Genomic DNA, 24,096 nt, shown 5'->3' with positions numbered 1-24,096 from the left:
GCTTTGGCGTCAATATTCACACTATGACCATTCGGCGTATTCTGGTCTCGGCGGGACTTGCGGCCGGAACTTTTCTTCTATCCTCAGTTCAAGGATAACGAGAGCCATCATCGGATCGAAACAGCCTCTTCCTGAGGCTGAATACCGGATCTATCGAGGGGCGCCGCCATGTCGCGCAACCTTTGCCTCACTCGTCAATGCCTGGGCCTTGTGACCCGTATCGAATGCGCTATCCGTCCGCTGGCGGGAGATACCGGTATGTGGACCTTGCTCTTCGCCGCCGGAATGGCTGGCGAACAACCTTCGGCCATCAAGGCCCAAGGCCCTTTTCCCGGCCCGAATGCCGCTGAGTCCATTCTCGACACCATTGTGCAAAGCCTGACACTGCACGGTTATGAGCTGGCCGACGACCCGCAGATCTGGAGCCTGCACATGCAGGCCCAGTTACGGGAAATCAATGGAGGCCGTTGTCGCAGCGTCGACGGCTTCGAGTTTCGCCCGCTGCATTGAAAGCCCTCATCGTGCGGGGGCTGGCAGTACGGTTTTGCCACAAGGGCTGAAGTCACGGATGGGCCTGGCGTTTATGACCCGGGGCGTGACTGATATACTCGCCGCGATTTTTCAGCCCTGGTGTGAGATTCAATGGAACGCTTTATCGAAAATGCAATGTACGCCTCCCGTTGGCTGCTGGCGCCGATCTATTTCGGGCTGTCCCTCGGCTTGCTGGCCCTGGCGCTGAAGTTCTTTCAGGAAGTCTTCCACATCATTCCCAATGTGTTTGCCATGGCCGAGTCCGAACTGATTCTGGTGCTGCTGTCGCTGATCGACATGGCGCTGGTGGGCGGCCTGTTGGTGATGGTGATGATTTCCGGCTACGAGAACTTCGTCTCGCAACTGGACATCGATTCCGACAAGGAAAAGCTCAACTGGCTCGGGACCATGGATTCGTCCTCGCTGAAGATGAAGGTTGCGGCCTCCATCGTTGCCATTTCCTCCATTCACCTGCTGCGCATCTTCATGGACGCCAAGAACGTCGATCCCGAGCACCTGATGTGGTACGTGATCATCCACATGACCTTCGTGGTCTCGGCGTTTGCCATGGGTTACCTGGATAAACTGACCAAGCACTGAGGCCCGTTCATCGCCTTGGCGCACCGCCCGTCTGTTGCAAAGCAGGCGGGCGTTGTCGTTTTTGGCAGCGGCGCTTTGATGAGGCGGCTCATCACCCGCTACGGCATCTGTGCTAGTCTGCTCGCCCTTTTGGTTCCGGGCGCTCCGGGAGGCGCTGTGTCGAGCACGGCAAATTCCCGAGCCGTCCGCACAGCGGAGCAGCATCATGTCCGAAGTTAACCTGTCCACCGATGAAACCCGCGTCAGCTACGGCATTGGCCGTCAGTTGGGCGACCAGCTGCGCGACAACCCGCCACCGGGCGTTAGCCTGGACGCGATCCTGGCCGGCCTGACCGACGCCTTCGCCGGCAAGCCAAGCCGTGTGGGCCAGGACGAGATGTCCGCCAGCTTCAAAGTCATCCGCGAAATCATGCAGGCCGAAGCCGCCGCCAAGGCCGAAGCTGCCGCTGGCGAAGGCCGCGCATTCCTGGCTGAAAACGCCAAGCGCGAAGGCATCACCACCCTGGCCTCGGGTCTGCAATTTGAAGTGCTGACGCAGGGCGAAGGCGCCAAGCCGAGCCGTGAGGATCAGGTGCGTACCCATTACCACGGCACCCTGATCGACGGCACTGTGTTCGACAGCTCCTACGATCGTGGCCAGCCTGCCGAATTCCCGGTGGGCGGCGTGATCCCTGGCTGGACCGAAGCCCTGCAACTGATGAACGCCGGTAGCAAATGGCGTTTGTACGTGCCAAGCGAACTGGCCTACGGCGCTCAAGGCGTTGGCAGCATCCCGCCGCACAGCGTACTGGTGTTTGACGTCGAGCTGTTGGACGTTCTGTAAAACTTGCCGACATCAGTAATGTGATGTGGGAGCGGGCTTGCTCGCGAATACGGACTGCCAGTCGACATTTTCGTTAACTGACACACCGCCTTCGCGAGCAAGCCCGCTCCCACATGAGCTGCGCGTTCATCCGTGAAACCTGCCACTGAAATCACCCGTAGGGCGCAACGCCCGGGCATAGCAGAACAGAAACAGATTGCGCACCAGTTCCTTGAGCACCAGCGGCTCGCTGGAATTGAGGCTGTGAAGGTCCAGATCCCCCTGGTCCTGCAATTCGTTCAGGGCTTCCTCTTCAAGCACCGCACAGACTTCCCCGGTTTCCCGATGCAGGATTCTCAGGTAGGGGTGTGGGCGGTCCAGCCAGGCATCGATCAAATAAGTCATGGTTCTCATCTCCTTGATGGGCGTTATGAGAATAATTCTTATTCGCTAAATAGCAAGGCTCTATTGGTATTCAAATTGTTTTTCTGACGATGGGTTGCGGCAGCTCAATCGGCTCGGGCTTGGCTGGGAGGCGCAAATGGGGGGCTGGAGCGGGGAGGGTGAAGCGCCATCCCACGCGGGGCGTGGGATGGAATACACAAGACTCAGACTTTTCTGACGAACTCGGATTTGAGTTTCATCGGGCCGATGCCGTCTATCTTGCAGTCGATGTCGTGATCGCCATCGCACAAACGGATGTTCTTGACCTTGGTGCCCACCTTGACCACCAGCGACGTGCCTTTGACCTTCAGGTCCTTGATCACGGTGATGGTGTCGCCGTCCTGCAGGACATTGCCGACCGAATCCTTCTTCACCGTCTCATCGGACGCCGTTTCAGCTTCACCGCTGGCAGACCATTCGTGGGCACACTCCGGGCAGACCAGTTGAGTACCGTCTTCGTAGGTGTATTCGGAATTGCATTTCGGGCAGGGAGGCAACGTGCTCACTAAGGTTCCTTGGGTATCAGGAGGGCAAAAGGGCGCACATTATATAGGGTTTTGTTGCAAGCAGGGGGAGCAGCGTGTGTCAGCGAATTGTGGCGAGGGGATTTATCCCCGCTGGGCTGCGCAGCAGCCCCAAGAGCAGCGCTCAACCCAATCTGCCTGGAGCGCCGGGAATGACTTTTAGGGCTGCTTCGCAGCCCAGCGGGGATAAATCCCCTCGCCACAAAAAAGCCCCAAGGATGTTAGTGAGTACGGGCCACCGCAAACTCACTCAACTCCACCAGCGCATCGCGGTATTGGCTGGCCGGCAGGGCGTCGAGGCATTTGATCGCGCGGGTGACGTAGTCACGGGCCAGTTTTGCGGTGTAGTCCAACGAGCCGGAGGCTTCAACCGCTTCGCGGATGCTCTCCAGGTCTTCGATCCCACCTTTCTGGATCGCCTGGCGTACCAGCGCCGCCTGCTCAGGGGTGCCTTCGCGCATGGTGTAGATCAGCGGCAGGGTCGGCTTGCCTTCGGCCAGGTCGTCGCCGACGTTCTTGCCCAGGGTTTCGGCGTCGCCCTTGTAGTCCAGCAGGTCGTCGACCAATTGGAAGGCTACACCCAGGTGATCGCCAAAGGTGCGCAGCGCTTCGCTCTGCTCGGCGCTGGCGCCAGCCAGGGCGGCGGCGCTGTGGGTCGAGGCTTCGAAGAGCATCGCGGTCTTGCCGCGGATGACTTCCATGTAGGTTTCTTCGGTGGTGCTGGCATCGCGCACCTTGGACAACTGCAGCACTTCGCCTTCGGCGATGATGCGCGTGGCCTGGGACAGGATCTTCATCACCGGCATCGAGCCCAGTTCGACCATCATTTCGAACGAGCGCGAATACAGGAAGTCGCCCACCAGCACGCTTGGGGCATTGCCCCACATGGCGTTGGCGGTCGATCGGCCACGGCGCATGCCGGACATGTCGACCACGTCGTCATGCAGCAGGGTTGCGGTGTGCAGGAATTCGATGGTGGCGGCCAGCAGGCGCATGTCGTCGCCTTCGCGGCCCAGGGCCTTGCCACACAAAAGCACCAACAAAGGCCGCAGGCGTTTGCCTCCGGCCGAAGTAATGTAATCGCCGATTTTCGATACCAGCGGCACTCGGGAAGTCAGCTGCTTCTTGATGATGCCGTCGACGGCGCTAAAATCGTCCGCCACCGCGCGGTAGAAAGCTTGGGGTTGCATCAGCGACAGGTGCTCCAGAAGGGTTGCGCGGCATGCTAGGACCCACGCCTGGGCCTGTCAAGGCACGATGGACGGCCTCTTGCAAGGCGCTTGCGGCTTGCGTACAATCGCGCACCCTGAACTTCCTGGGCAGCACCTGCCTTACGCAATTGCATCCGGGCCTTCCAGCCCATGCAGCCATGCCAGCCAATACCTCTTCTTATAAAGCGCTGGGTGAGCAGGATTATCGGAGAAATACCATGTCGTACGCAGTAATTGTTACTGGTGGCAAGCAATACAAGGTCGCCCCAGGTGAATACCTGAAGATCGAAAAACTGGAAATCGCTACCGGCGAATCCGTGACTTTTGATCGCGTTCTGTTGGTCGCCAATGGCGATGACGTGAATATCGGCGCTCCAGTTGTTGCTGGCGCTACCGTTGTGGCTGAAGTGATCTCCCAAGGTCGTCACGATAAAGTCCGCATCATCAAGTTCCGTCGCCGTAAGCACCACATGAAGCGTATGGGCCACCGCCAGTGGTACACCGAGATCAAAATCACCGGTATTCAGGCTTAATTTCAGCCTAATTCCTCACTAGGAGAATTGAACTCATGGCACACAAAAAAGCTGGTGGTAGTACCCGTAACGGTCGCGACTCAGAAGCCAAACGCCTTGGCGTCAAGATGTATGGCGGCCAGGCTATCAAAGCGGGCAACATCATCGTGCGTCAGCGCGGCACCCAATTCCACGCTGGCTACGGCGTAGGCATGGGTAAGGATCACACCCTCTTCGCTAAAGTCGAAGGCGTGATCAAGTTCGAAGTAAAAGGCGCCTTCGGTCGTCGTTACGTAAGCGTTATCGCAGCTTAATTGCGAGACCGCTGGAAAAGCCCTGTCTTGCGACGGGGCTTTTTCGTTTGTGGGGTGAGTCTCTTGCAAAACTGTTTGTATGGGCCGTCGGCGCTGCAGTTGGGGCGTGTCATCAGGTCGCTGCGCTCATTTTTGCAAGAGTCTTATGTCTTGTTTTTTTGGCTCGTCCGTATGGCGAGAGGCGTGTGTCATGAAGTTTGTTGATGAAGTATCGATTCGAGTAAAGGCCGGCGACGGCGGCAATGGTTGCATGAGTTTCCGTCGGGAAAAATTCATTGAGAACGGTGGTCCGAACGGTGGTGACGGCGGCGATGGCGGCTCGATCTATATGCTCGCCGACGAAAACCTCAACACCCTGGTGGACTACCGTTACACCCGGCACTTCGATGCCGAGCGTGGCTCCAACGGCGGTAGCACCGACTGCACCGGCAAAAAGGGCGAAGACCTGATCCTGCGCGTGCCGGTCGGCACCACGGTGATCGACTCCGCCACCCAGGAAGTCATTGGCGACCTGACCAAGGCTGGCCAGCGTTTGCTGGTGGCCCATGGTGGCTGGCACGGTCTGGGTAACACCCGTTTCAAGTCCAGTACCAACCGTGCGCCACGCCAGACCACGCCAGGCAAGCCGGGTGAACAGCGCGACCTGAAGCTGGAAATGAAAGTGCTGGCCGACGTGGGCCTGCTGGGCCTGCCGAACGCCGGCAAGAGCACCTTCATTCGCTCGGTGTCGGCGGCCAAGCCGAAAGTGGCCGATTACCCGTTCACCACCTTGGTGCCGAACCTGGGTGTGGTCAGTGTCGATCGCTGGAAGAGCTTTGTGGTTGCGGACATTCCAGGGCTGATCGAAGGCGCGTCTGATGGCGCCGGCCTGGGGATTCGCTTCCTCAAGCACCTGTCCCGTACTCGGTTGTTGCTGCACCTCGTGGACATGGCGCCGCTGGATGAAACCAGTGCTGCTGATGCGGCCGAAGTCATTGTCAGTGAGCTGACCAAGTTCAGCCCGGCCCTGGCTGAGCGTGACCGCTGGTTGGTGCTGAACAAGTGCGACCAGATCCTCGAAGAAGAGCATGAAGAGCGGGTCAAGGAAATCGTCGATCGCCTGGAGTGGGAAGGTCCGGTCTACGTGATCTCGGCCATTGCCAAAGAAGGCACTGAGCGTCTGTGTCACGACATCATGCGTTATATGGAAGATCGTGCCGATCGCCTGGCCAATGACCCTGCCTACAAGGAAGAGTTGGCTGAGCTCGATCAGCGTATCGAAGACGAGGCGCGTGCTCAGTTGCAAGCGCTGGATGATCAGCGTGCCCTGCGTCGCAGCGGCGTGAAGTCGGTCCACGACATCGGTGACGACGATTGGGACGAAGAAGACGTGGATGACGAAGACGGTCCGGAAATCATCTACGTTCGTGACTGATCTGGTGCTGGCGTGAAGCCAGGACCTGTGGGAGCGAGCTTGCTCGCGAAAGCGGTCTGTCAGTTGACATAGTCGTTAGCTGACACGCCGCTATCGCGAGCAAGCTCGCTCCCACAGGTTCAAGTGTTTCAGCGCAGTGTTATCATCGCAACCAGCCAGTTTCCAAGGCGCCGCTCATTCGAGCGGCGTTTTGGTATCTGTAAAACGCAAATACGAATAATCCCATGGGCGGTGCTGGGTCGCGCCGTTCGCTGGCAAAGGTTGAAGATAATGCGGAGCAAGGTGACGGGTGCGCGGCGCTGGGTCGTGAAGATCGGTAGCGCATTGCTGACGGCGGATGGCAAGGGCCTGGATCGCAAGGCGATGGCGGTGTGGGTCGAGCAGATGGTGGCTTTGCATGAAGCTGGCGTCGAGCTGGTCTTGGTCTCTTCGGGGGCCGTGGCGGCGGGTATGAGTCGGTTGGGCTGGACATCGCGACCCAGCGCGATGCACGAGTTGCAGGCTGCTGCCGCCATCGGTCAGATGGGCCTGGTGCAGGCCTGGGAGTCGAGCTTTGCCGAGCTGGGTCGCCACACGGCGCAGATTCTGCTGACCCATGACGACCTGTCCGACCGCAAGCGCTACCTCAATGCCCGCAGCACCTTGCGAGCGCTGGTTGAACTGAAAGTCATCCCGGTGATCAACGAAAACGACACTGTGGTCACCGACGAGATTCGTTTCGGCGACAACGACACCCTGGCCGCGTTGGTGGCGAACCTGGTGGAGGCGGATCTGCTGGTGATTCTGACGGATCGCGACGGCATGTTCGACGCCGATCCGCGCAACAATCCCGATGCCAAGCTGATCTACGAAGCGCGTGCCGATGATCCGGCGCTGGACGCGGTGGCGGGCGGTACTGGTGGCGCGCTGGGGCGAGGCGGCATGCAGACCAAGCTACGCGCCGCCCGTCTGGCTGCTCGCTCCGGGGCCCACACCATCATTGTCGGTGGTCGGCTGGAGCGGGTGCTGGATCGCCTCAAGGCCGGCGAGCGCATCGGCACGTTGCTGTCGCCTGAGCGCGGCATGCTGGCGGCTCGTAAGCAATGGCTGGCCGGGCATCTGCAAACCCGTGGCACGCTGGTGCTGGATGCGGGAGCGGTGTCGGCGCTGTCCCAAGGCAATAAAAGTCTGCTGCCGGTGGGTGTGAAGCTGGTCCAGGGCAGTTTTCGTCGCGGTGAAATGGTGGTGTGCGTGGCGCCGGATGGTCGCGAAATCGCTCGCGGCCTGGCCAACTACAGCGCGCTCGAGGCACAAAAAATCATCGGTCAATCGTCTGATGCGATTGTCGGTCTGTTGGGTTACATGGCCGAGCCAGAGCTGGTTCACCGTGACAACCTGATTCTCGTCTAAGGAAAAATCATGGGTTTGGCAAAAGGATTGATCGGCTTGCTGGTGGCATTGCCGCTGCTGGCCTCGGCCGAGGAAATTGGCCAGGTGTCGACGGTGTTCAAGTTTGTCGGGCCGAATGACCGGATCGTCGTTGAGGCCTTCGATGATCCGAAGGTGGATGGGGTGACGTGTTATCTGTCCCGGGCCAAGACTGGGGGTGTCAAGGGTGGCTTGGGGCTGGCCGAGGATCGCGCCGAGGCGTCCATTGCCTGTCGTCAGGTCGGTCCCATCAGCTTCAAGGGCGAGCTCAAGGACGGTGAGGAAGTGTTCAGGGAGCGCACGTCGCTGGTGTTCAAGACCATGCAGGTGGTGCGCTTTCTCGACAAAAAGCGCAATACGCTGGTGTACCTGGTCTACAGCGATCGCGTGATCGAAGGCAGTCCGCAGAATGCGGTGACGGCGATTCCAATCTTGCCGTGGGCTCGTACTCAATAGTTCGGACAAACTCATTGTGAGAGAGGTTGTGTGGGAGCAAGGCTTGCCCGCGATTCGGGCGCCTCGGTCTGTCTTAATGCTGAGGTGATGCTGTCGCGGGCAAGCCTTGCTCCCACAGAGGTCTGTCCCCACATTGTTCGTGCGGTGCCCGTTAAATCCCGGGCAATAAAAAACCGACCCTGAGGTCGGTTTTTTAACGAGCGCGTCGCTTAGGCAGCAGCGGCAACGTTCAGGGCCTTTACGTGGCCATTCAGGCGGCTCTTATGGCGAGCAGCCTTGTTCTTGTGGATGATGCCTTTATCGGCCATACGGTCGATAACTGGCACAGCCAGAACGTAAGCAGCTTGTGCTTTTTCAGCGTCTTTTGCGTCGATGGCCTTAACTACGTTTTTGATGTAGGTACGGACCATGGAACGCAGGCTGGCGTTGTGGCTGCGACGCTTCTCAGCCTGTTTTGCACGTTTTTTGGCGGAAGGTGTGTTGGCCACCGTCGAGCTCCTCGAAAGACTTTTTAGGAAATAGCAAACAAAATAGGCCGCGAATCATGCCGATGAGTTGATGTCTTGTCAAGGGCGGGTGACGCGTTCCGCTGAATGGCAGGTACAACGCACCGGATGATTTCTTTCCGGCGTGCGACCTGTAAACTCGCGGGCTTTGGCTCTGCACTGTTTAGCGGCGCGGAGTATCGCATAAGTGGGCGCTTTGTTCGCCTGCTGTTTATCGACAGGCAAAAACTCTTTTCATGAATCTGCTCAAATCGTTGGCTGCCGTCAGCTCTATCACGATGCTTTCACGCGTCCTGGGGTTCGTTCGTGACACGCTGATTGCTCGGATATTCGGTGCCGGGATGGCCACCGATGCCTTCTTCATCGCCTTCAAGTTGCCCAACCTGTTGCGGCGGATCTTCGCCGAAGGGGCGTTCTCCCAAGCCTTCGTGCCGATCCTGGCGGAATACAAGAGTCAGAAGGGCGACGAGGCGACCCGCACGTTCATTGCCTACGTCACGGGTTTGCTGACCCTGGTGCTGGCGCTGGTCACGGCCGCAGGCATGCTTGCCGCGCCTTGGGTGATCTGGGCCACGGCACCGGGTTTTACCGATACCCCGGAAAAATTCCAGCTCACCTCGGACCTGTTGCGGGTGACCTTTCCTTATATATTGCTGATCTCCCTGTCATCTCTGGCCGGGGCGATCCTCAATACCTGGAACCGTTTCTCGGTACCGGCCTTCGTGCCGACCCTGCTCAACGTCAGCATGATCGTATTTGCGGTGTTTCTGACACCGTACTTCGATCCCCCGGTGATGGCCCTCGGTTGGGCGGTGTTGGTGGGCGGCCTGGCGCAGTTGCTGTATCAACTGCCTCACCTGAAGAAAATCGGCATGCTGGTGCTGCCGCGCCTGAATCTGCGCGACAGCGGCGTGTGGCGGGTGATGAAGCAGATGCTGCCGGCGATCCTCGGGGTTTCGGTGAGTCAGATTTCCCTGATCATCAACACCATTTTCGCCTCGTTCCTGGTGGCCGGCTCGGTGTCGTGGATGTACTACGCCGACCGCCTGATGGAGTTGCCCTCCGGCGTATTGGGTGTGGCCCTGGGCACGATCCTGTTGCCGACCCTGGCCAAGACCTACGCCAGCCAGGACCGTCAGGAATACTCGCGCATCCTCGATTGGGGCCTACGCCTGTGCTTCGTGCTGGTGTTGCCCTGTGCCCTGGCGCTGGGCATTCTGGCGGAGCCGCTGACCGTTTCGTTGTTCCAGTACGGTCAGTTCAATGCATTTGATGCCCTGATGACCCAGCGAGCATTGATCGCTTACTCGGTGGGCTTGCTGGGTATCATTGTGATCAAGGTGCTGGCGCCAGGTTTCTATGCTCAGCAAAACATTCGCACGCCGGTGAAAATCGCCATTTTCACCCTGGTGATGACCCAATTGTTCAACCTGTTGCTGATCGGTCCGCTGGCCCATGCCGGCCTGGCCTTGGCGATCAGTGCCGGCGCCTGCCTCAATGCCGGGCTGCTGTTTTACCAACTGCGCAAGCAGAAGATGTATCAGCCGCAGCCGGGCTGGGGCCTGTTCGGCCTCAAGCTGCTGGTGGCCGTGGGCGTGATGTCGGCGGTGCTGCTGGGGGCGATGCACTTCATGCCAGCCTGGGGCGAAGGGCAGATGCTCGAGCGTTTCCTGCGCCTGGGTGTGCTGGTCGTCGCGGGCGTGGTGGCGTATTTCGGCATGCTGCTGCTGATGGGCTTCCGCCTGCGCGACTTCAACCGCAAGGGCTTGAGCTGAGGGTTTACCCTCGATAATCCCGGGCCGGGCAGTGGTTTTGTCGGCTCGATCACTTTGGGTTACGGTGTTGCCTGTCGTCGGCCGCCGGGTGTGGTTATAATCGGCCACTTTATGAGCAAGAAGCGCGTTATGCAGCTGGTTCGAGGCCTCCACAACCTGCGCCCCCAGCATCGGGGCTGTGTCGCCACTATTGGCAACTTTGACGGTGTTCACCGTGGCCACCAGGCTATCCTGGCGCGGTTGCGCGAGCGTGCCCGGGAATTGGGCGTGCCCAGTTGCGTGGTGATCTTTGAGCCGCAACCCCGGGAATTTTTCGCCCCGGACACCGCGCCGGCCCGTCTGGCCCGGCTGCGGGACAAACTGCATCTGCTGGCCGCCGAAGGCGTTGACCGGGTCTTGTGCCTGGCCTTCAATCAGCGCCTGAGCAAGCTCAGTGCCGCCGAATTCGTCGAGACCATCCTGGTGGGCGGTCTGGATATAAAACATCTGGAAGTCGGTGATGATTTCCGTTTCGGCTGCGACCGGGCAGGGGATTTCGATTACCTGCAACAGGCCGGCAAGGCCCGGGGCTTCACTGTCGAAGCCGCGCAGACCGTCGAGATGGATGGCATGCGCGTCAGCAGTACCCAGGTCCGCAATGCCCTGGCGGCTGCCGACTTCGAATGGGCCGAGCGTTTGCTCGGCCGGCCGTACCGGATTGCCGGACGGATCCTGCACGGGCAGAAACTGGCGCGCCAACTGGGCACGCCGACGGCCAACGTGCAACTCAAGCGTCGTCGTGTACCGCTGACCGGGGTGTTCCTGGTGAGTGTCGAGATCGACGGCAAGACTTGGCCCGGTGTCGCCAATATCGGCGTCCGGCCCACGGTCCAGGGGGATGGCAAGGCCCACCTCGAAGTACATGTTCTGGATTTTGCCGGCGATCTGTATGACCGGCGTTTGACGGTGGTTTTCCACCAAAAGCTGCGTGAAGAGCAGCGTTTTGCCTCTCTGGAGGCGCTCAAGACGGCGATCCATGCAGATATCGCCGCCGCCCGTGCCCTTGTCGCAACCAGCGCCAATCGCTAATGAAGAGCCTTAAATGACCGACTATAAAGCCACGCTAAACCTTCCGGACACCGCCTTCCCTATGAAGGCCGGCCTGCCTCAGCGCGAACCACAGATTCTGCAGCGTTGGGACAGCATTGGCCTGTACGGAAAGTTGCGCGAGATTGGCAAGGATCGTCCGAAGTTCGTCCTGCACGACGGCCCTCCGTACGCCAACGGCACGATCCACATCGGTCACGCGCTGAACAAGATTCTCAAGGACATGATCGTGCGCTCCAAGACCCTGTCGGGTTTCGACGCGCCTTATATTCCGGGCTGGGACTGCCATGGCCTGCCGATCGAGCACAAGGTTGAAGTGACCCACGGCAAGAACCTGGGCGCGGACAAGACCCGCGAACTGTGCCGTGCCTACGCCACCGAGCAGATCGAAGGGCAGAAGTCCGAATTCATCCGCCTCGGCGTGCTGGGCGACTTCGCCAACCCTTACAAAACCATGGACTTCAAAAACGAAGCCGGCGAAATCCGTGCCTTGGCGAAAATCGTCGAGGGCGGCTTCGTGTTCAAGGGCCTCAAGCCCGTGAACTGGTGCTTCGATTGCGGTTCGGCCTTGGCCGAGGCGGAAGTCGAGTACGAGAACAAGAAGTCCTCGACCATCGACGTCGCGTTCCCGATCGCCGATGAAGACAAGCTCGCCGCCGCTTTTGGCCTGGGCAAGCTGAGCAAACCGGCGTCGATCGTGATCTGGACCACCACCCCGTGGACCATCCCGGCCAACCAGGCGTTGAACGTTCACCCGGAATTCAGCTACGCCCTGGTCGATGTTGGCGACAAGCTGCTGGTATTGGCCGAAGAACTGGTCGAGTCCTGCCTGGCCCGCTACAACCTCGAAGGCTCGGTGCTGGCCACCACCCCGGGTTCGGCGCTGGAGCTGATCAATTTCCGTCATCCGTTCTATGACCGCCTGTCGCCGGTGTACCTGGCCGACTACGTGGAGCTGGGCGCAGGCACTGGGGTGGTTCACTCCGCACCGGCCTATGGCGTTGACGACTTCGTGACCTGCAAGAAGTACGGCATGGTCAACGACGACATCCTCAACCCGGTACAGAGCAATGGTGTGTACGTGCCATCGCTGGAGTTCTTCGGTGGCCAGTTCATCTGGAAAGCCAACCCGGCCATCGTCGACAAGTTGACCGAAGTCGGCGCGCTGCTGCACACCACCGTCATCGAACACAGCTACATGCACTGCTGGCGCCACAAGACCCCGCTGATCTACCGCGCCACCGCGCAATGGTTCATCGGCATGGACAAGCAGCCAGCCACTGGCGAGACCCTGCGCCAACGCTCCCTCAAAGCCATCGAGGACACTAAGTTCGTGCCGGCCTGGGGCCAGGCGCGCCTGCACTCGATGATCGCCAACCGCCCTGACTGGTGCATCTCCCGTCAGCGCAACTGGGGCGTGCCGATCCCGTTCTTCCTGAACAAGGAAAGCGGCGAACTGCATCCACGCACCGTCGAGCTGATGGAAGAAGTGGCCAAGCGCGTCGAAGTCGAAGGCATCGAGGCCTGGTTCAAGATGGACGCCGCCGAGCTGCTGGGCGACGAAGCGCCGCTGTACGACAAGATCAGCGACACCCTGGACGTCTGGTTTGACTCCGGCACCACCCACTGGCATGTGCTGCGTGGCTCGCACCCAATGGGCCATGAAACCGGCCCGCGTGCCGACCTGTACCTGGAAGGTTCGGACCAGCACCGCGGCTGGTTCCACTCGTCGCTGCTGACCGGCTGCGCCATTGACAACCAAGCACCGTACCGCGAGCTGCTGACCCACGGTTTCACCGTCGACGAGTCCGGCCGCAAGATGTCCAAGTCCCTGGGCAACGTGATCGCGCCGCAAAAGGTCAACGATACCTTGGGCGCCGACATCATGCGTTTGTGGGTCGCCTCCACCGACTATTCCGGCGAGATGGCCGTTTCCGAACAGATCCTGCAGCGCAGCGCGGACGCCTACCGGCGGATCCGTAACACCGCGCGCTTCCTGCTGTCGAACCTGACCGGTTTCAACCCGGCCACCGACCTGCTACCGGCGGAAGAAATGCTCGCGCTGGACCGCTGGGCCGTGGACCGTACCCTGCTGCTGCAACGCGAATTGCAGGAGCATTACGGTGAATACCGTTTCTGGAACGTCTACTCCAAGATCCACAACTTCTGCGTGCAGGAGCTCGGTGGTTTCTACCTCGACATCATCAAGGACCGCCAATACACCACTGGCGCCAACAGCAAGGCGCGCCGTTCGTGCCAGACCGCGCTGTTCCATATCAGCGAAGCGCTGGTGCGCTGGATCGCGCCGATCCTGGCGTTCACCGCCGACGAGCTGTGGCAGTACCTGCCGGGCGAGCGCAACGAGTCGGTGATGCTCAACACCTGGTACGAAGGCCTGACCGAACTGCCGCAAGGTTTCGAGCTGGATCGTGCCTATTGGGACCGGATCATGGCGGTCAAGGCGGCGGTCAACAAGGAAATGGAGATCCAGCGCGCGGCCAAGGCCGTGGGTGGCAACCTGCAGGCTGAAGTGACCCTCTACGCTGAAGAAGCCCTGAGCAACGACCTGGTCAAGCTGAGCAACGAACTGCGTTTCGTGCTGATCACCTCCACCGCCAGTGTCGCCCCGTTGGTGCAGGCACCGGCCGATGCGGTCGTCACTGAAGTCAGCGGCCTGAAGCTGAAGATCGTCAAGTCGAACCACACCAAGTGCGCCCGTTGCTGGCACTGCCGTGAAGACGTCGGCGTGAACCCGGAGCATCCGGAGATCTGCGGTCGTTGTGTCGACAACATCAGCGGCACCGGTGAGGTTCGTCACTATGCCTAATGTGGCGCCTAACGCAGCGGGCCGTTTCGGCCGGCTGAGCTGGTTGTGGTTGAGCGTGCTGGTCCTGGTCATTGACCAGGCCAGCAAGTACTACTTCGAGAACTCGCTGACCATGTACCAGCAGATCGTGGTCATTCCCGACTACTTCAGCTGGACCCTGGCCTACAACACGGGCGCGGCGTTCAGCTTCCTGGCCGACAGTTCGGGCTGGCAGCGCTGGCTGTTCGCCCTGATCGCTATCGTGGTCAGTGGCGTGCTGGTGGTCTGGCTCAAACGCCTGGGCCGCGATGAGACCTGGCTGGCCGTGGCGCTGGCATTGGTGCTCGGGGGCGCGCTGGGTAATCTTTATGACCGGATTGCCTTGGGCCACGTGATCGACTTCATCCTGGTGCATTGGCAGAACCGCTGGTATTTCCCGGCGTTCAACTTTGCCGACAGCGCCATCACCGTGGGTGCTGTGATGCTCGCCCTGGACATGTTCAAGAGCAAGAAAACCGGAGAAGCCGTCCATGACTGAGCAGCGTATCGCTCAAAACACTGAAGTGAAGCTTCACTTCGCCCTGCACCTGGAAAACGGCGACACCGTCGACAGCACCTTCGACAAGGCTCCGGCGGTGTTCAAGGTTGGCGACGGCAACCTGCTGCCAGGCTTCGAGGCGGCGATCTTCGGTTTCAAGGCCGGCGACAAGCGCACCGTGGTGGTTCCACCGGAAAACGCCTTTGGTCAGCCCAATCCGCAAAACGTGCAGACCATGCCACGCTCCCAGTTTCAGGACATGGAACTGTCCGAAGGCCTGCTGGTGATCTTCAACGACGCGGCCAACACGGAACTGCCCGGTGTGGTGAAAGCTTTCGACGACGCTCAGGTGACTGTGGACTTCAACCACCCGCTGGCGGGCAAGACCTTGAATTTCGAAGTGGAAATCATCGACGTCAAGGCGCTTTAACTGACCGGATGCGGTCCAGTGTGGGAGCGGGCTTGCTCGCGAAGAGGGCCTTACATTCAATAGTGATGTTGGCGGACAGTCCGCCTTCGCGAGCAAGCCCGCCCCCACATGGGATTCCATTGTCTTTGGGTTTTTAGACAAGCATTACTATTTCTTGCGCGCAAGACACGAGGCACAGCATGCAAATCAAACTCGCCAACCCCCGTGGCTTCTGCGCCGGCGTGGACCGGGCGATCGAAATCGTCAACCGCGCCCTGGAAGTCTTCGGGCCGCCCATCTATGTGCGCCACGAAGTGGTCCACAACAAATTTGTCGTCGAAGACCTGCGTAGCCGCGGGGCGATCTTCGTCGAGGAGCTGGACCAGGTGCCGGACGACGTCATCGTGATCTTCAGTGCCCACGGGGTGTCCCAGGCAGTGCGTACCGAAGCTGCCGGCCGTGGCCTGAAAGTATTCGACGCGACCTGCCCCTTGGTGACCAAAGTCCATATCGAAGTGGCCCGTTACAGCCGTGACGGTCGTGAGTGCATCCTGATCGGCCACGAGGGCCATCCGGAAGTCGAAGGCACCATGGGCCAATACGACGCCAGCAACGGTGGCGCGATCTATCTGGTCGAGGATGAAGAAGACGTCGCCGCGCTGCAGGTGCGTAACCCGCAAAAGCTGGCGTTTGTCACCCAGACCACCCTGTCCATGGACGATACCAGTCGAGTGATCGACGCCCTGCGTGCGCGCTTCCCGGCCATCGGTGGGCCACGCAAGGATGACATCTGCTACGCCACCCAGAATCGTCAGGATGCGGTCAAGCAACTGGCTGACGAATGTGATGTCGTGCTGGTAGTCGGTAGCCCGAACAGCTCCAACTCCAATCGCCTGCGCGAGCTGGCCGAGCGCATGTCCACTCCGGCGTACCTGATCGACGGTGCCGAAGACCTGCAGCGCAGCTGGTTCGATGGCGTCGAGCGTATCGGCATTACCGCCGGTGCTTCAGCGCCGGAAGTGTTGGTGCGCGGCGTGATCCAGCAACTGCAGGCCTGGGGTGCAACCGGTGCCGATGAATTGTCCGGTCGCGAGGAGAACGTCACTTTCTCCATGCCCAAGGAACTACGCGTGCGCTCTTTGCTTTAAGTCCTTTTCGCACAGCGCCTGCTCGGCTTCGACGCTTTCCAGGTGGACGCGGCCGGAGGGCGCCAATATCACCTGATGGTGGCTGACCGGCCCGCGTTTGGCGCAGACATGCAGCGTGCCTGCCTGGAATGCGCCGCCGGGGTGCAAGGCTTCCCCCCGGTTGCCGAACCTCACCCTGCGTCTCACCGGCTGGTTGCCGATCACCCGGGCGCTTGCCCTGCGCTCCATCAGCACGGTCTTCTCCTTGTCGTCCAGGGTCATTCGCCAGCCCCGGCCCCAATCGTTGTCTATCCCCCTGAGCACGACCGTCCGGTTGCGCGCGATGGCTTCGCTGCGCGCGCTGCGTAACCCGCTGATCAGCAACTGCGCCGTGTCCTTGCGTTCAATGGATTCGATCAGCTCTTTGTAGCCAGCGCCGGCCCACGGCAGAACAATTGCCGCAATCGCCAGTCCCATGAGCAGTTCGATCAGGCTGAAGCCCTGTTGGTGCATGACATCTCCTCCCTGGAGAATGTGAAGCGGTGCGATAGTGCAAGAAACTCAGTGCGGCAGGAGCATGTTGTGGCGAGGGAGCTTGCTCCCGCTGGGCTGCGCAGCAGCCCCAAAATAGCGGCCGCTACGCGCCCGAGCGGGAGCAAGCTCCCTCGCCACACGCAGTCGTTTGTTCTAGCGTGTAGAAGCAGGTATAGCCGACGGCAACGGAGGGCATCGATGGATCTTCGTACAAAAGGTTTCACGCTGATCGAGGTGCTGGTAGCCCTTGGCGTGCTGCTGCTCCTGATCACCCTGGCGGTACCGGCCCTTACCGGTTCGGTGCAGGGCACCAAGGCCGATACCGATATTGACGACCTGCGCCGGGCACTGAACTTCGCCCGGATGACGGCGATCGACCGTGGTGTCACGACAAGGATTCGCCCCACGGCCGAGGGCAGCGTCTGGAGCGATGAACTGACGGTGTATGACAGTACTGGCGCTGAGCCCAATGTATTGCGGGTTGTTCCAGCGATGAGCGGCGGTGCGACTCTGACGCTAACCTCAGAGGCGACCCACATTGATTTCAACAACCTCGGCGGGTTGTCGACTCCGGCCACGCCGGTGACTTTCAATTATGTAAGGGGGGCGCAAAGCAGGACGCTGAATGTTTGCCTCAATGGACGAATCGTATTGGGTGGAAGTTGCGGATGAAGGGTTGCAGTAAAAAAGCACAGGAGGGCATGACACTGATCGAGGTGCTGGTAGCCGTGCTGATTCTGGGCGTGGGCTTGCTGGGAGCCGCGATGGTTCAGCTCAATGCGCTCAAGTATACCGACAGCTCGCGCATGACCAGCCAGGCCAGCTTCATCGCCTACGACATGCTGGACCGCATTCGTGCCAACTCCAGCGCCGATTACACGGTCACGCCGCCCAGTTCACCCAATCTCAACGTAGCCCGGGACCAGGATCTCTACGATTTCAAGACCAACATCGTCAGCTTCGGCGGCGCCGCGGCCACCGGCACTGTTGCCCTGCACCAGCGGGTCTACACCATTACCATCTCTTGGGACGACGCCCGGGCCGCCAACACGACCAACGCCGCCGAGGCGCGACGCAGTTTCGTGCTGACCAGTCGCGTCGCCGTCGACCCACCAGGAGCGACGCCATGAACAGGCGTTGCCGGGGATTCGGCCTGATTGAGCTGATGATCGCTTTGGTGCTCAGTCTGATTGTCGTGCTGGGTGTGGTGCAGATTTTCATCGCCGCCAAGAATACCTACGTCAGTCAGAACGCGGCGGCGGTGATGCAGGAGGATGCGCGGTTCGTCCTGAGCAAAATGATCCAGGAAATTCGCATGGTAGGCATGTTCGGTTGCCTGGAGACCGTTCTCGACGCGTCCTCTGCGGGGGACTTCAATGCCAGCAAGGTCACGCCGATCAGCTGGGACAACGCCAATCTGAAGCTGACGCTGGTGACGACGGATGTCGGCAACAGTGGCGGCGTGCCGACCTGGACCGTGGTCTCGGACTGTCGCAACACGGCGACCGCCTATACCGGGGCGCGGCTACCGGCGGCCGGGCAAATGGCGTTTCCGATACGGCGGCTGGTCTACAGTTTCAGCAATAACCAGTTGTTGATGGGCACCGGGGCTGGCAACCCGACCCAGGCGGTACTGGTGGATAACGTCCGGACATTCGATGTGACATTTGGCGTGGCCAGCAGCGCGACAGATGTCGCGGCATCGAGCTACAGCCGCAACCCGACCGATCCGGCCCTGATCCGCAGTGTGCGCCTGACCCTCACGCTCTTTGACCCGAAAAACAATGTGCGCGAGCAGACCTTCAACGTGGTTGCCGCTTTGCGCAACCGGCTTTTGTGAGGGACGACTGATGAACTCGACGTCCATCGGGCACCGTCAGCGTGGCATGGCATTGCTGGTCAGCCTCGTGTTTCTGCTGCTCCTTACGTTGATCGGGCTGTCATCGATGCAGAGCGCCACCCTGCAGGAAAAGATGACCAGCAGCGTCATGCTGCGCAACCAGTCTTTCCAGGTGGCCGAGGCCGTGCTGAGGGTCGGGGAGAGCGCGGTGCAGGCCGAGGCCTACTCCTTGCCGGTGTGCACCACCGCAACCCAGTGTGCACCTCCGGCTGAGTCGGCAACCCGCACGACCGCCGGGCGCGACTCGTTGTCGGGGGTGACCTGGATCGCCGCTCCTGGCGGGTTTTATGGCGTGCAGAATCTGGGCACCACGCTGACGGCGGTCAACGTGCCGATCAATACGTCGGCGACGCTGTACCGGATCACGGCGGTGGCTGTGGCGGGAAATAACCAGCGCAGCGTCGTGGAGAGTATCTATGCGAAATATTAAGGTGCCTCGCGACTGGAGGCAGGCGCTCTGGGGCGTGCTGCTGAGCCTGTACCTGGCTGCACCGGCCTATGCTTTCACACCTTCGGACTCCCCCTTGCTGAGTGCCGCCGCAGTCACCCCCAACGTGATGCTGCTGATCGATGACTCGGGGAGTATGAACAACATCATTTGGGCGTCGGGGTTTGATCCCTCTGCCACTCAGTTGCGCACCTATGCATGCGCCTCCAACGGTAACTGCAACAGTATCTTCGAGCTGGATATGGACGACGCCAATATTTTGTTGGTGGGCCTGTTCCGTGGCGGCTGTTCAAATGGCTGGTACGGTTTTTACCGCAGCAACGTTGGTCGGGTCTGCCTGCGGCTGCCTGACCCGGTGGGTGACGAGAACACCCGGTACACGGCCAAGTACCTGGCGTATCTGGTAACCCTGGCCAACGGCTCGAACCGGGACTACACCAACGGCTCAATCCCCAGGGACTATCGAATCAACGTGGCACGGGATGTCTCCAACGACCTGGTCGCCAACAACCGTGCCTTGCGCATCGGTCTGGCCACCTTCAACCCGCCCAACTTCAGCAACTCCGGCCCGGGGGGCTACATTGCCCGTGGCGTCAGCGATCTGTCACCCGTCAGCGGCAGCGTGACCCAGACCCAGGCCAACGCCAACTACAGTGCCCTGATCAACGCCATCAACGGCCTGGGTGCGGTTGCCAATACGCCATTGGCCGAGAGCTATTACGAGGTTACCCGGTATTTCAGGGGCATGGCGCCGTACCACAACAGTACCCCCAGCACCTACACCAGCCCGATCCAGTACCGGTGCCAGAAGAATTTCGGTGTGGTGATCACCGACGGTTTGCCCACCTATGACCGCACCTTCCCCACCAACGACCCGCTAGGTGGATCCCGTCTGCCGAACTGGGATGGCATCAGTACCAACGATGGTGCTGATCGCAACGGTGACGCCGAGGGCGATACGCTTTACCTGGATGACATCGCCAAGTTCGCTTTCGACATCGACATGCGCTCCACCGGTACCGACGCAACCGGTCAGAGCTGGAATGCCACGGATTTCCCCCGGCAGTACCTCAATACCTACACCGTGGGTTTTGCAGTGACCAATACGATGTTGTCCGACGCCGCTCGCTACGGCGCGGGTAGGTATTATCCGGCATCCGACAGCGAAGGCCTGAGCTCGGCCCTCTCATCGGCCTTGAGTGACATCACCTCCAAGGCCGGGTCGGGGGGCGGCGGCACCACCAACGGTGCAACGTTGTCCACCACCTCCAGCTATTACCAGACCACCTATGACCCCAAGGACTGGCGGGGCACCATCCGGGCATTCGGTTTTACTTCGGCGGGAACGGTCGATACGGCGGCCGTGCAGTGGACCACCAACACCAGCATCGTGCCGGGTGCCACGGCGCCGACCTATCAGTCCTGGAACACCGCGACCAACACGCCGGTAACCCTGGCCTACGGCAACTTTTCACCGGCTCAGCAAACCAGCCTCAGCCAGGGCCTGCCCACGGGGATCACCGGCACCGATCTGGTGGAATGGAGCAAAGGCGTCAATAAAACCGGCCTGAAGGTGCGCAGCGTGTTGCTGGGGGACATTATCAACTCGCCCCTGCTCCTGGCTTCGCCCAATGACCAGACCGCCTCGGACCTGCTGAACGACACCAGCTACAGCACTTACCTGGCAACCAAGGCGGCGAACATGAACGCCAATCTTGTGGTGAATGCCAACGACGGTTTCTTCAGCGTCATCAACAGCACCAACGGCACCCGGCGTTACGCCTACATGCCGTCGAGCGTCCTGCCCTCGCTGCGGGACATCGCCGACACCAATTACGTCAATGGCGTGAGCCACAAATTCCTGGTGGATGGGCAGATCGGCGTGTTCGATGCGCAATTGGGCAGTGCCTGGAAGACAGTGGCCCTGGGCGGGACCGGAGCCGGGGGCAAAGCGTTCTATGCGGTGCAGCTGTTCGATGCGGCGGCAGGCAATACGCTTCGGGCGTTGTGGGAAATCAGCGCGCCGACCGTCGCCAATACGGCCAACGCCTTCAATGACCTGGGCTACGCCTACGCGCGTCCTGAAGTCGCGCGCCTGGACGATGGTCGTTGGGCCGCGTTCATCGCCAATGGCTATGGCAGCAACACCGGCGTGGCGGCGCTGTACGTGGTGGATATCCGTGATGGCTCACTGATCAGGAAAATCACGGTCAATAACAGCGAGACGGGTAACGGTCTGTCTTCGGTCAAGCTTCGGGTCAATTCCCAGAACGTGGTGCAGGCCGCGTACGGTGGCGACTTGAAAGGGCGGATGTGGAAGTTCGACCTCAGCGGCACTTCCCCCACCACCTGGGGCGTTGCATTTGCCGGGCAGCCATTATTCACCGCCCCCGGCGGTGCAACCCAGCCCATCACCGTCCAGCCGCTGCTGGCGGACAACCCCCAGGGCGGGACCCAGGTTTTTTTCGGCACGGGCAAATTCAACGAAGCAGTGGATAAGCTCAATAAGGATCTGCAGGGGTTCTATTCGATCTGGGACGCCGTCGGTGGTACCGGACAAATCACGGTTTCGAGCCTGCAAGCCCAGTCGATCACGGGGGTGTTCTCAGGCAGCACCGGGCAATTCGTGACGACCAGCCAGACTGACGTGACGTATCCTGCGAGAAAAGGTTGGTATTTACCCTTGGTGTACAACAACGCATTGACGGGGGAGCGGGTGATCAACCCGGCCAGCTTGGTACTCGGGCGCGTGGTTTTCACTACAGCCGCCGTGGACACCACCGACCCTTGCGCCAGCTTCGGTACCGGCAAACTGATCCAGGTGGATGCGTTCAACGGTAAGATGCTCAACTACGCGGTGCTTGATACCAACGGTGACGGCCTGCTCAACAGCCTCGACACGGTCTCCAGCGGGGTGATTTTCACGGGGGGTATCCCGACCTTGAGTGCTGTCGTCAGTGCCAACGGGGCCACCAACATGATCGTGAACGACTCCGGTGGTGGTATCACCGACCTGCTGGGAAAATCCGTCGGCGGCAGTCGCCGCATCATGTGGCGGCAAATACAGTGAGAGATAAGGTATGCGCAGATCCAACCGGGGTTTCACCTTGATCGAAATCATGATCGTGATCGCCATCATCGGTATCGTGATCACCGTCGGCTATCCGAGCCTGACCGAATACATGAAAAAGGGTCGGCGCGCCGAAATTGCCGGGTTGTTGTCGGAACAGGCGCAGATCCTCGAACGGCATTACTCCAAGACCGGCGTTTACACCAGTGCGACCGGGCTGAGCAGCGGTAACGATTTCTACACCATTACCCAGACGCTCATGGACCAGGGTTTTACGCTGACCGCCGTGCGCAACAGCGGCTCGTCCATGGCCGCCGACAAGTGCGGTGATTTCACCCTCAACAACACTGGCGCGCGAAGCATCATCAACGCGGCTGCCGGGCTGACCGCCAAGGATTGCTGGGGTCGCTGAGTTATTTTTCGGGCGCTGTCCTGCGCCCTTTGTCTTGTGAGTTGAAATAAAACATGACCAGGCAACAGCAAGTGGTGATTGTCGGCGGCGGAGTCATCGGTCTGCTGACGGCTTTCAATCTCGCGTCCGAAGGGCAGCATGTGGTGCTGCTGGATCGCTCCAGTGTCGGCCAGGAGTCGTCCTGGGCCGGCGGCGGTATTGTGTCGCCGCTGTACCCTTGGCGCTACAGCCCGGCGGTCACCGCACTGGCCCACTGGTCGCAGGACTTTTATCCACAGCTGGGGCAGCGTTTGTTCGCGGCCACCGGGATTGATCCGCAAGTACATGTCACTGGCCTGTATTGGCTGGACCTGGACGATCAGGTCGAAGCCTTGGCCTGGGCCGAGCGGGAAGGGCGCCCGCTGAGGGCTGTGGATATCTCTGCCGTGCACGATGCGGTGCCGGTGCTGGGCGCGGGTTTTTCCCGGGCGATCCACATGGCCGACGTGGCCAACGTGCGTAATCCCCGGCTGGTGAAATCCCTCAAGGCTGCGTTGCTGGCGCTGCCCAATGTCACCTTGCATGAACACTGTGAGGTCAGCGGGTTCATCCGCGACGGTGGACGCGTCGTGGGGGTGGAAAGCTCGGCGGGACAGATTCGTGGCGAACAGGTGGTCTTGGCGGCGGGCGCGTGGAGCGGTGAACTGCTCAAGACGCTGGGGCTGAAATTGCCGGTCGAGCCGGTCAAGGGTCAGATGATTTTGTACAAGTGTGCGTCGGATTTTCTATCGAGCATGGTCCTGGCCAAGGGCCGTTATGCGATTCCGCGCCGCGACGGGCATATTCTGGTCGGCAGTACGCTGGAGCGTGAAGGCTTCGACAAGACCCCGACTGATGTTGCGCTCGATAGCCTGAAGGCTTCGGCGCAGCAGTTGATTCCGGCGCTGGCCGACGCCGAGGTGGTCGGGCATTGGGCCGGATTGCGGCCCGGATCGCCGGAGGGCATTCCCTATATCGGTGAAGTGCCGGGGTTTTCGGGGTTGTGGTTGAACTGTGGGCATTATCGCAATGGTCTGGTGCTCGCGCCGGCGTCGTGTCGGTTGTTTGTTGACCTGATGTTGGGGCGTGAGCCGGTGATTGATCCTGTGCCGTATGCGCCGGCGGGGCGGTTGCCGGGTGGGAAGAACTCTGGCTAACCTTTTTCCCATCGCTGCCAATTCAGCGTCCGGGGCAACAACTGATCGAGCTGAGTGAGTTATTGGCCAATCGCGTGCTGGACGAGCAGGTACCC

General features: G+C 60.4%; 26 protein-coding genes. 21 read left to right on the top strand and 5 right to left on the bottom strand.

Features of this window, described 5'->3' with window-relative positions; genetic code table 11:
* Nucleotides 1–168: 168 nt before the first annotated feature.
* The 3 genes from AAIS01_RS24495 (at nucleotide 169) to bamJ (ending at nucleotide 1,954) form a co-directional block, all read left to right on the top strand.
* Nucleotides 169–510 carry a PA4575 family protein gene (locus tag AAIS01_RS24495; RefSeq protein WP_092403427.1) on the top strand — a complete coding sequence of 114 codons (342 nt, stop codon included), beginning with the start codon at nucleotides 169–171 and terminating at the stop codon, nucleotides 508–510.
* Nucleotides 511–642: 132 nt separating this feature from the next.
* Nucleotides 643–1,131, top strand: a complete 489-nt coding sequence (locus tag AAIS01_RS24490; protein WP_047230159.1) for a TIGR00645 family protein — start codon at nucleotides 643–645, stop codon at nucleotides 1,129–1,131.
* 205 nt (nucleotides 1,132–1,336) lie between these two features.
* Entirely contained in the window at nucleotides 1,337–1,954 is a 618-nt protein-coding gene (gene bamJ, locus AAIS01_RS24485; RefSeq protein WP_025215564.1) for a BamJ family beta-barrel-assembly machinery protein, read from the top strand.
* A gap of 126 nt (nucleotides 1,955–2,080) precedes the next feature.
* Here bamJ and AAIS01_RS24480 read toward each other — a convergent pair whose 3' ends face one another.
* The 3 genes from AAIS01_RS24480 to AAIS01_RS24470 form a co-directional block, all read right to left on the bottom strand.
* Nucleotides 2,081–2,338 carry a PA4570 family protein gene (locus AAIS01_RS24480; protein ID WP_092459955.1) on the bottom strand — a complete coding sequence of 86 codons (258 nt, stop codon included), beginning with the start codon at nucleotides 2,336–2,338 and terminating at the stop codon, nucleotides 2,081–2,083.
* A gap of 203 nt (nucleotides 2,339–2,541) precedes the next feature.
* The gene (locus AAIS01_RS24475) at nucleotides 2,542–2,883 is read right to left on the bottom strand and encodes a zinc ribbon domain-containing protein YjdM (RefSeq protein ID WP_076386396.1); all 342 of its coding nucleotides are present in this window, start codon (nucleotides 2,881–2,883) and stop codon (nucleotides 2,542–2,544) included.
* Nucleotides 2,884–3,122: 239 nt separating this feature from the next.
* Nucleotides 3,123–4,091 (bottom strand): polyprenyl synthetase family protein, encoded by a 969-nt coding sequence (locus AAIS01_RS24470; protein WP_343471066.1) that lies wholly within the window; start codon nucleotides 4,089–4,091, stop codon nucleotides 3,123–3,125.
* A gap of 239 nt (nucleotides 4,092–4,330) precedes the next feature.
* Between AAIS01_RS24470 and rplU the strand changes: the two genes are divergently transcribed.
* From rplU to AAIS01_RS24445, 5 genes are all read left to right on the top strand, one after another.
* Nucleotides 4,331–4,645: a 50S ribosomal protein L21 gene (gene rplU, locus AAIS01_RS24465; RefSeq protein ID WP_003176051.1), complete on the top strand. Its 315-nt coding sequence runs from the start codon at nucleotides 4,331–4,333 to the stop codon at nucleotides 4,643–4,645.
* 35 nt (nucleotides 4,646–4,680) lie between these two features.
* A complete protein-coding gene (gene rpmA / locus AAIS01_RS24460) occupies nucleotides 4,681–4,938 on the top strand; it encodes a 50S ribosomal protein L27 (protein WP_003205738.1) in 258 nt (85 codons plus the stop codon).
* A gap of 190 nt (nucleotides 4,939–5,128) precedes the next feature.
* Nucleotides 5,129–6,352 carry an Obg family GTPase CgtA gene (gene cgtA / locus AAIS01_RS24455; RefSeq protein WP_047230163.1) on the top strand — a complete coding sequence of 408 codons (1,224 nt, stop codon included), beginning with the start codon at nucleotides 5,129–5,131 and terminating at the stop codon, nucleotides 6,350–6,352.
* A gap of 270 nt (nucleotides 6,353–6,622) precedes the next feature.
* On the top strand, nucleotides 6,623–7,741 hold the full coding sequence (gene proB, locus AAIS01_RS24450; protein ID WP_092459954.1) for a glutamate 5-kinase: 1,119 nt from the start codon (nucleotides 6,623–6,625) through the stop codon (nucleotides 7,739–7,741).
* A 9-nt stretch (nucleotides 7,742–7,750) separates the two neighbouring features.
* On the top strand, nucleotides 7,751–8,215 hold the full coding sequence (locus tag AAIS01_RS24445) for a CreA family protein (RefSeq protein ID WP_076386392.1): 465 nt from the start codon (nucleotides 7,751–7,753) through the stop codon (nucleotides 8,213–8,215).
* A gap of 209 nt (nucleotides 8,216–8,424) precedes the next feature.
* Here AAIS01_RS24445 and rpsT read toward each other — a convergent pair whose 3' ends face one another.
* A complete protein-coding gene (rpsT, locus tag AAIS01_RS24440) occupies nucleotides 8,425–8,703 on the bottom strand; it encodes a 30S ribosomal protein S20 (protein ID WP_003185593.1) in 279 nt (92 codons plus the stop codon).
* Nucleotides 8,704–8,957: 254 nt separating this feature from the next.
* On the opposite strand from rpsT, the gene murJ reads away from it, so the two are divergent.
* From murJ to ispH, 6 genes are all read left to right on the top strand, one after another.
* Nucleotides 8,958–10,496 carry a murein biosynthesis integral membrane protein MurJ gene (gene murJ / locus AAIS01_RS24435; RefSeq protein WP_343471065.1) on the top strand — a complete coding sequence of 513 codons (1,539 nt, stop codon included), beginning with the start codon at nucleotides 8,958–8,960 and terminating at the stop codon, nucleotides 10,494–10,496.
* Between the two features lie 129 nt (nucleotides 10,497–10,625).
* Complete coding sequence (ribF, locus tag AAIS01_RS24430) at nucleotides 10,626–11,564, top strand: bifunctional riboflavin kinase/FAD synthetase (RefSeq protein ID WP_343471064.1); 939 nt, start codon at nucleotides 10,626–10,628, stop codon at nucleotides 11,562–11,564.
* Between the two features lie 13 nt (nucleotides 11,565–11,577).
* Nucleotides 11,578–14,409, top strand: a complete 2,832-nt coding sequence (ileS, locus tag AAIS01_RS24425) for an isoleucine--tRNA ligase (protein ID WP_343471063.1) — start codon at nucleotides 11,578–11,580, stop codon at nucleotides 14,407–14,409.
* Nucleotides 14,402–14,926 (top strand): signal peptidase II, encoded by a 525-nt coding sequence (gene lspA / locus AAIS01_RS24420; RefSeq protein WP_092403411.1) that lies wholly within the window; start codon nucleotides 14,402–14,404, stop codon nucleotides 14,924–14,926. Before ileS ends, lspA begins: the two co-directional genes overlap by 8 nt.
* Entirely contained in the window at nucleotides 14,919–15,356 is a 438-nt protein-coding gene (fkpB, locus tag AAIS01_RS24415; protein WP_245140988.1) for an FKBP-type peptidyl-prolyl cis-trans isomerase, read from the top strand. The genes lspA and fkpB overlap by 8 nt, the downstream gene beginning before the upstream one ends.
* 179 nt (nucleotides 15,357–15,535) lie before the next feature.
* Nucleotides 15,536–16,483, top strand: a complete 948-nt coding sequence (gene ispH, locus AAIS01_RS24410; RefSeq protein ID WP_343471062.1) for a 4-hydroxy-3-methylbut-2-enyl diphosphate reductase — start codon at nucleotides 15,536–15,538, stop codon at nucleotides 16,481–16,483.
* Here the strand turns inward: ispH and AAIS01_RS24405 are convergent.
* On the bottom strand, nucleotides 16,460–16,975 hold the full coding sequence (locus AAIS01_RS24405; RefSeq protein ID WP_343471061.1) for a GspH/FimT family pseudopilin: 516 nt from the start codon (nucleotides 16,973–16,975) through the stop codon (nucleotides 16,460–16,462). The genes ispH and AAIS01_RS24405 overlap by 24 nt on opposite strands.
* A gap of 219 nt (nucleotides 16,976–17,194) precedes the next feature.
* On the opposite strand from AAIS01_RS24405, the gene AAIS01_RS24400 reads away from it, so the two are divergent.
* The 7 genes from AAIS01_RS24400 to thiO are packed head-to-tail and all read left to right on the top strand — an operon-like array spanning nucleotide 17,195 to nucleotide 24,001.
* Nucleotides 17,195–17,668 carry a GspH/FimT family pseudopilin gene (locus tag AAIS01_RS24400; protein ID WP_343471060.1) on the top strand — a complete coding sequence of 158 codons (474 nt, stop codon included), beginning with the start codon at nucleotides 17,195–17,197 and terminating at the stop codon, nucleotides 17,666–17,668.
* Complete coding sequence (gene pilV / locus AAIS01_RS24395; RefSeq protein ID WP_343471059.1) at nucleotides 17,665–18,126, top strand: type IV pilus modification protein PilV; 462 nt, start codon at nucleotides 17,665–17,667, stop codon at nucleotides 18,124–18,126. The genes AAIS01_RS24400 and pilV overlap by 4 nt, the downstream gene beginning before the upstream one ends.
* Nucleotides 18,123–18,836: a PilW family protein gene (locus AAIS01_RS24390; protein WP_343471058.1), complete on the top strand. Its 714-nt coding sequence runs from the start codon at nucleotides 18,123–18,125 to the stop codon at nucleotides 18,834–18,836. Before pilV ends, AAIS01_RS24390 begins: the two co-directional genes overlap by 4 nt.
* Before the next feature lie 10 nt (nucleotides 18,837–18,846).
* Nucleotides 18,847–19,326 carry a pilus assembly PilX family protein gene (locus AAIS01_RS24385; protein WP_343471057.1) on the top strand — a complete coding sequence of 160 codons (480 nt, stop codon included), beginning with the start codon at nucleotides 18,847–18,849 and terminating at the stop codon, nucleotides 19,324–19,326.
* The gene (locus tag AAIS01_RS24380) at nucleotides 19,313–22,414 is read left to right on the top strand and encodes a pilus assembly protein (protein WP_343471056.1); all 3,102 of its coding nucleotides are present in this window, start codon (nucleotides 19,313–19,315) and stop codon (nucleotides 22,412–22,414) included. Before AAIS01_RS24385 ends, AAIS01_RS24380 begins: the two co-directional genes overlap by 14 nt.
* 10 nt (nucleotides 22,415–22,424) lie before the next feature.
* Complete coding sequence (locus tag AAIS01_RS24375) at nucleotides 22,425–22,826, top strand: type IV pilin protein (protein ID WP_343471055.1); 402 nt, start codon at nucleotides 22,425–22,427, stop codon at nucleotides 22,824–22,826.
* A 53-nt stretch (nucleotides 22,827–22,879) separates the two neighbouring features.
* Nucleotides 22,880–24,001 carry a glycine oxidase ThiO gene (thiO, locus tag AAIS01_RS24370; RefSeq protein WP_343471054.1) on the top strand — a complete coding sequence of 374 codons (1,122 nt, stop codon included), beginning with the start codon at nucleotides 22,880–22,882 and terminating at the stop codon, nucleotides 23,999–24,001.
* The last annotated feature ends 95 nt before the right edge of the window (nucleotides 24,002–24,096 follow it).

The sequence above is a fragment of the Pseudomonas halotolerans genome, from assembly GCF_039581215.1.
Taxonomy (GTDB): domain Bacteria; phylum Pseudomonadota; class Gammaproteobacteria; order Pseudomonadales; family Pseudomonadaceae; genus Aquipseudomonas; species Aquipseudomonas tehranensis.
Note: the sequence above shows the minus strand (reverse complement) of the source record. Positions and strands in the feature narration are given on the sequence as shown.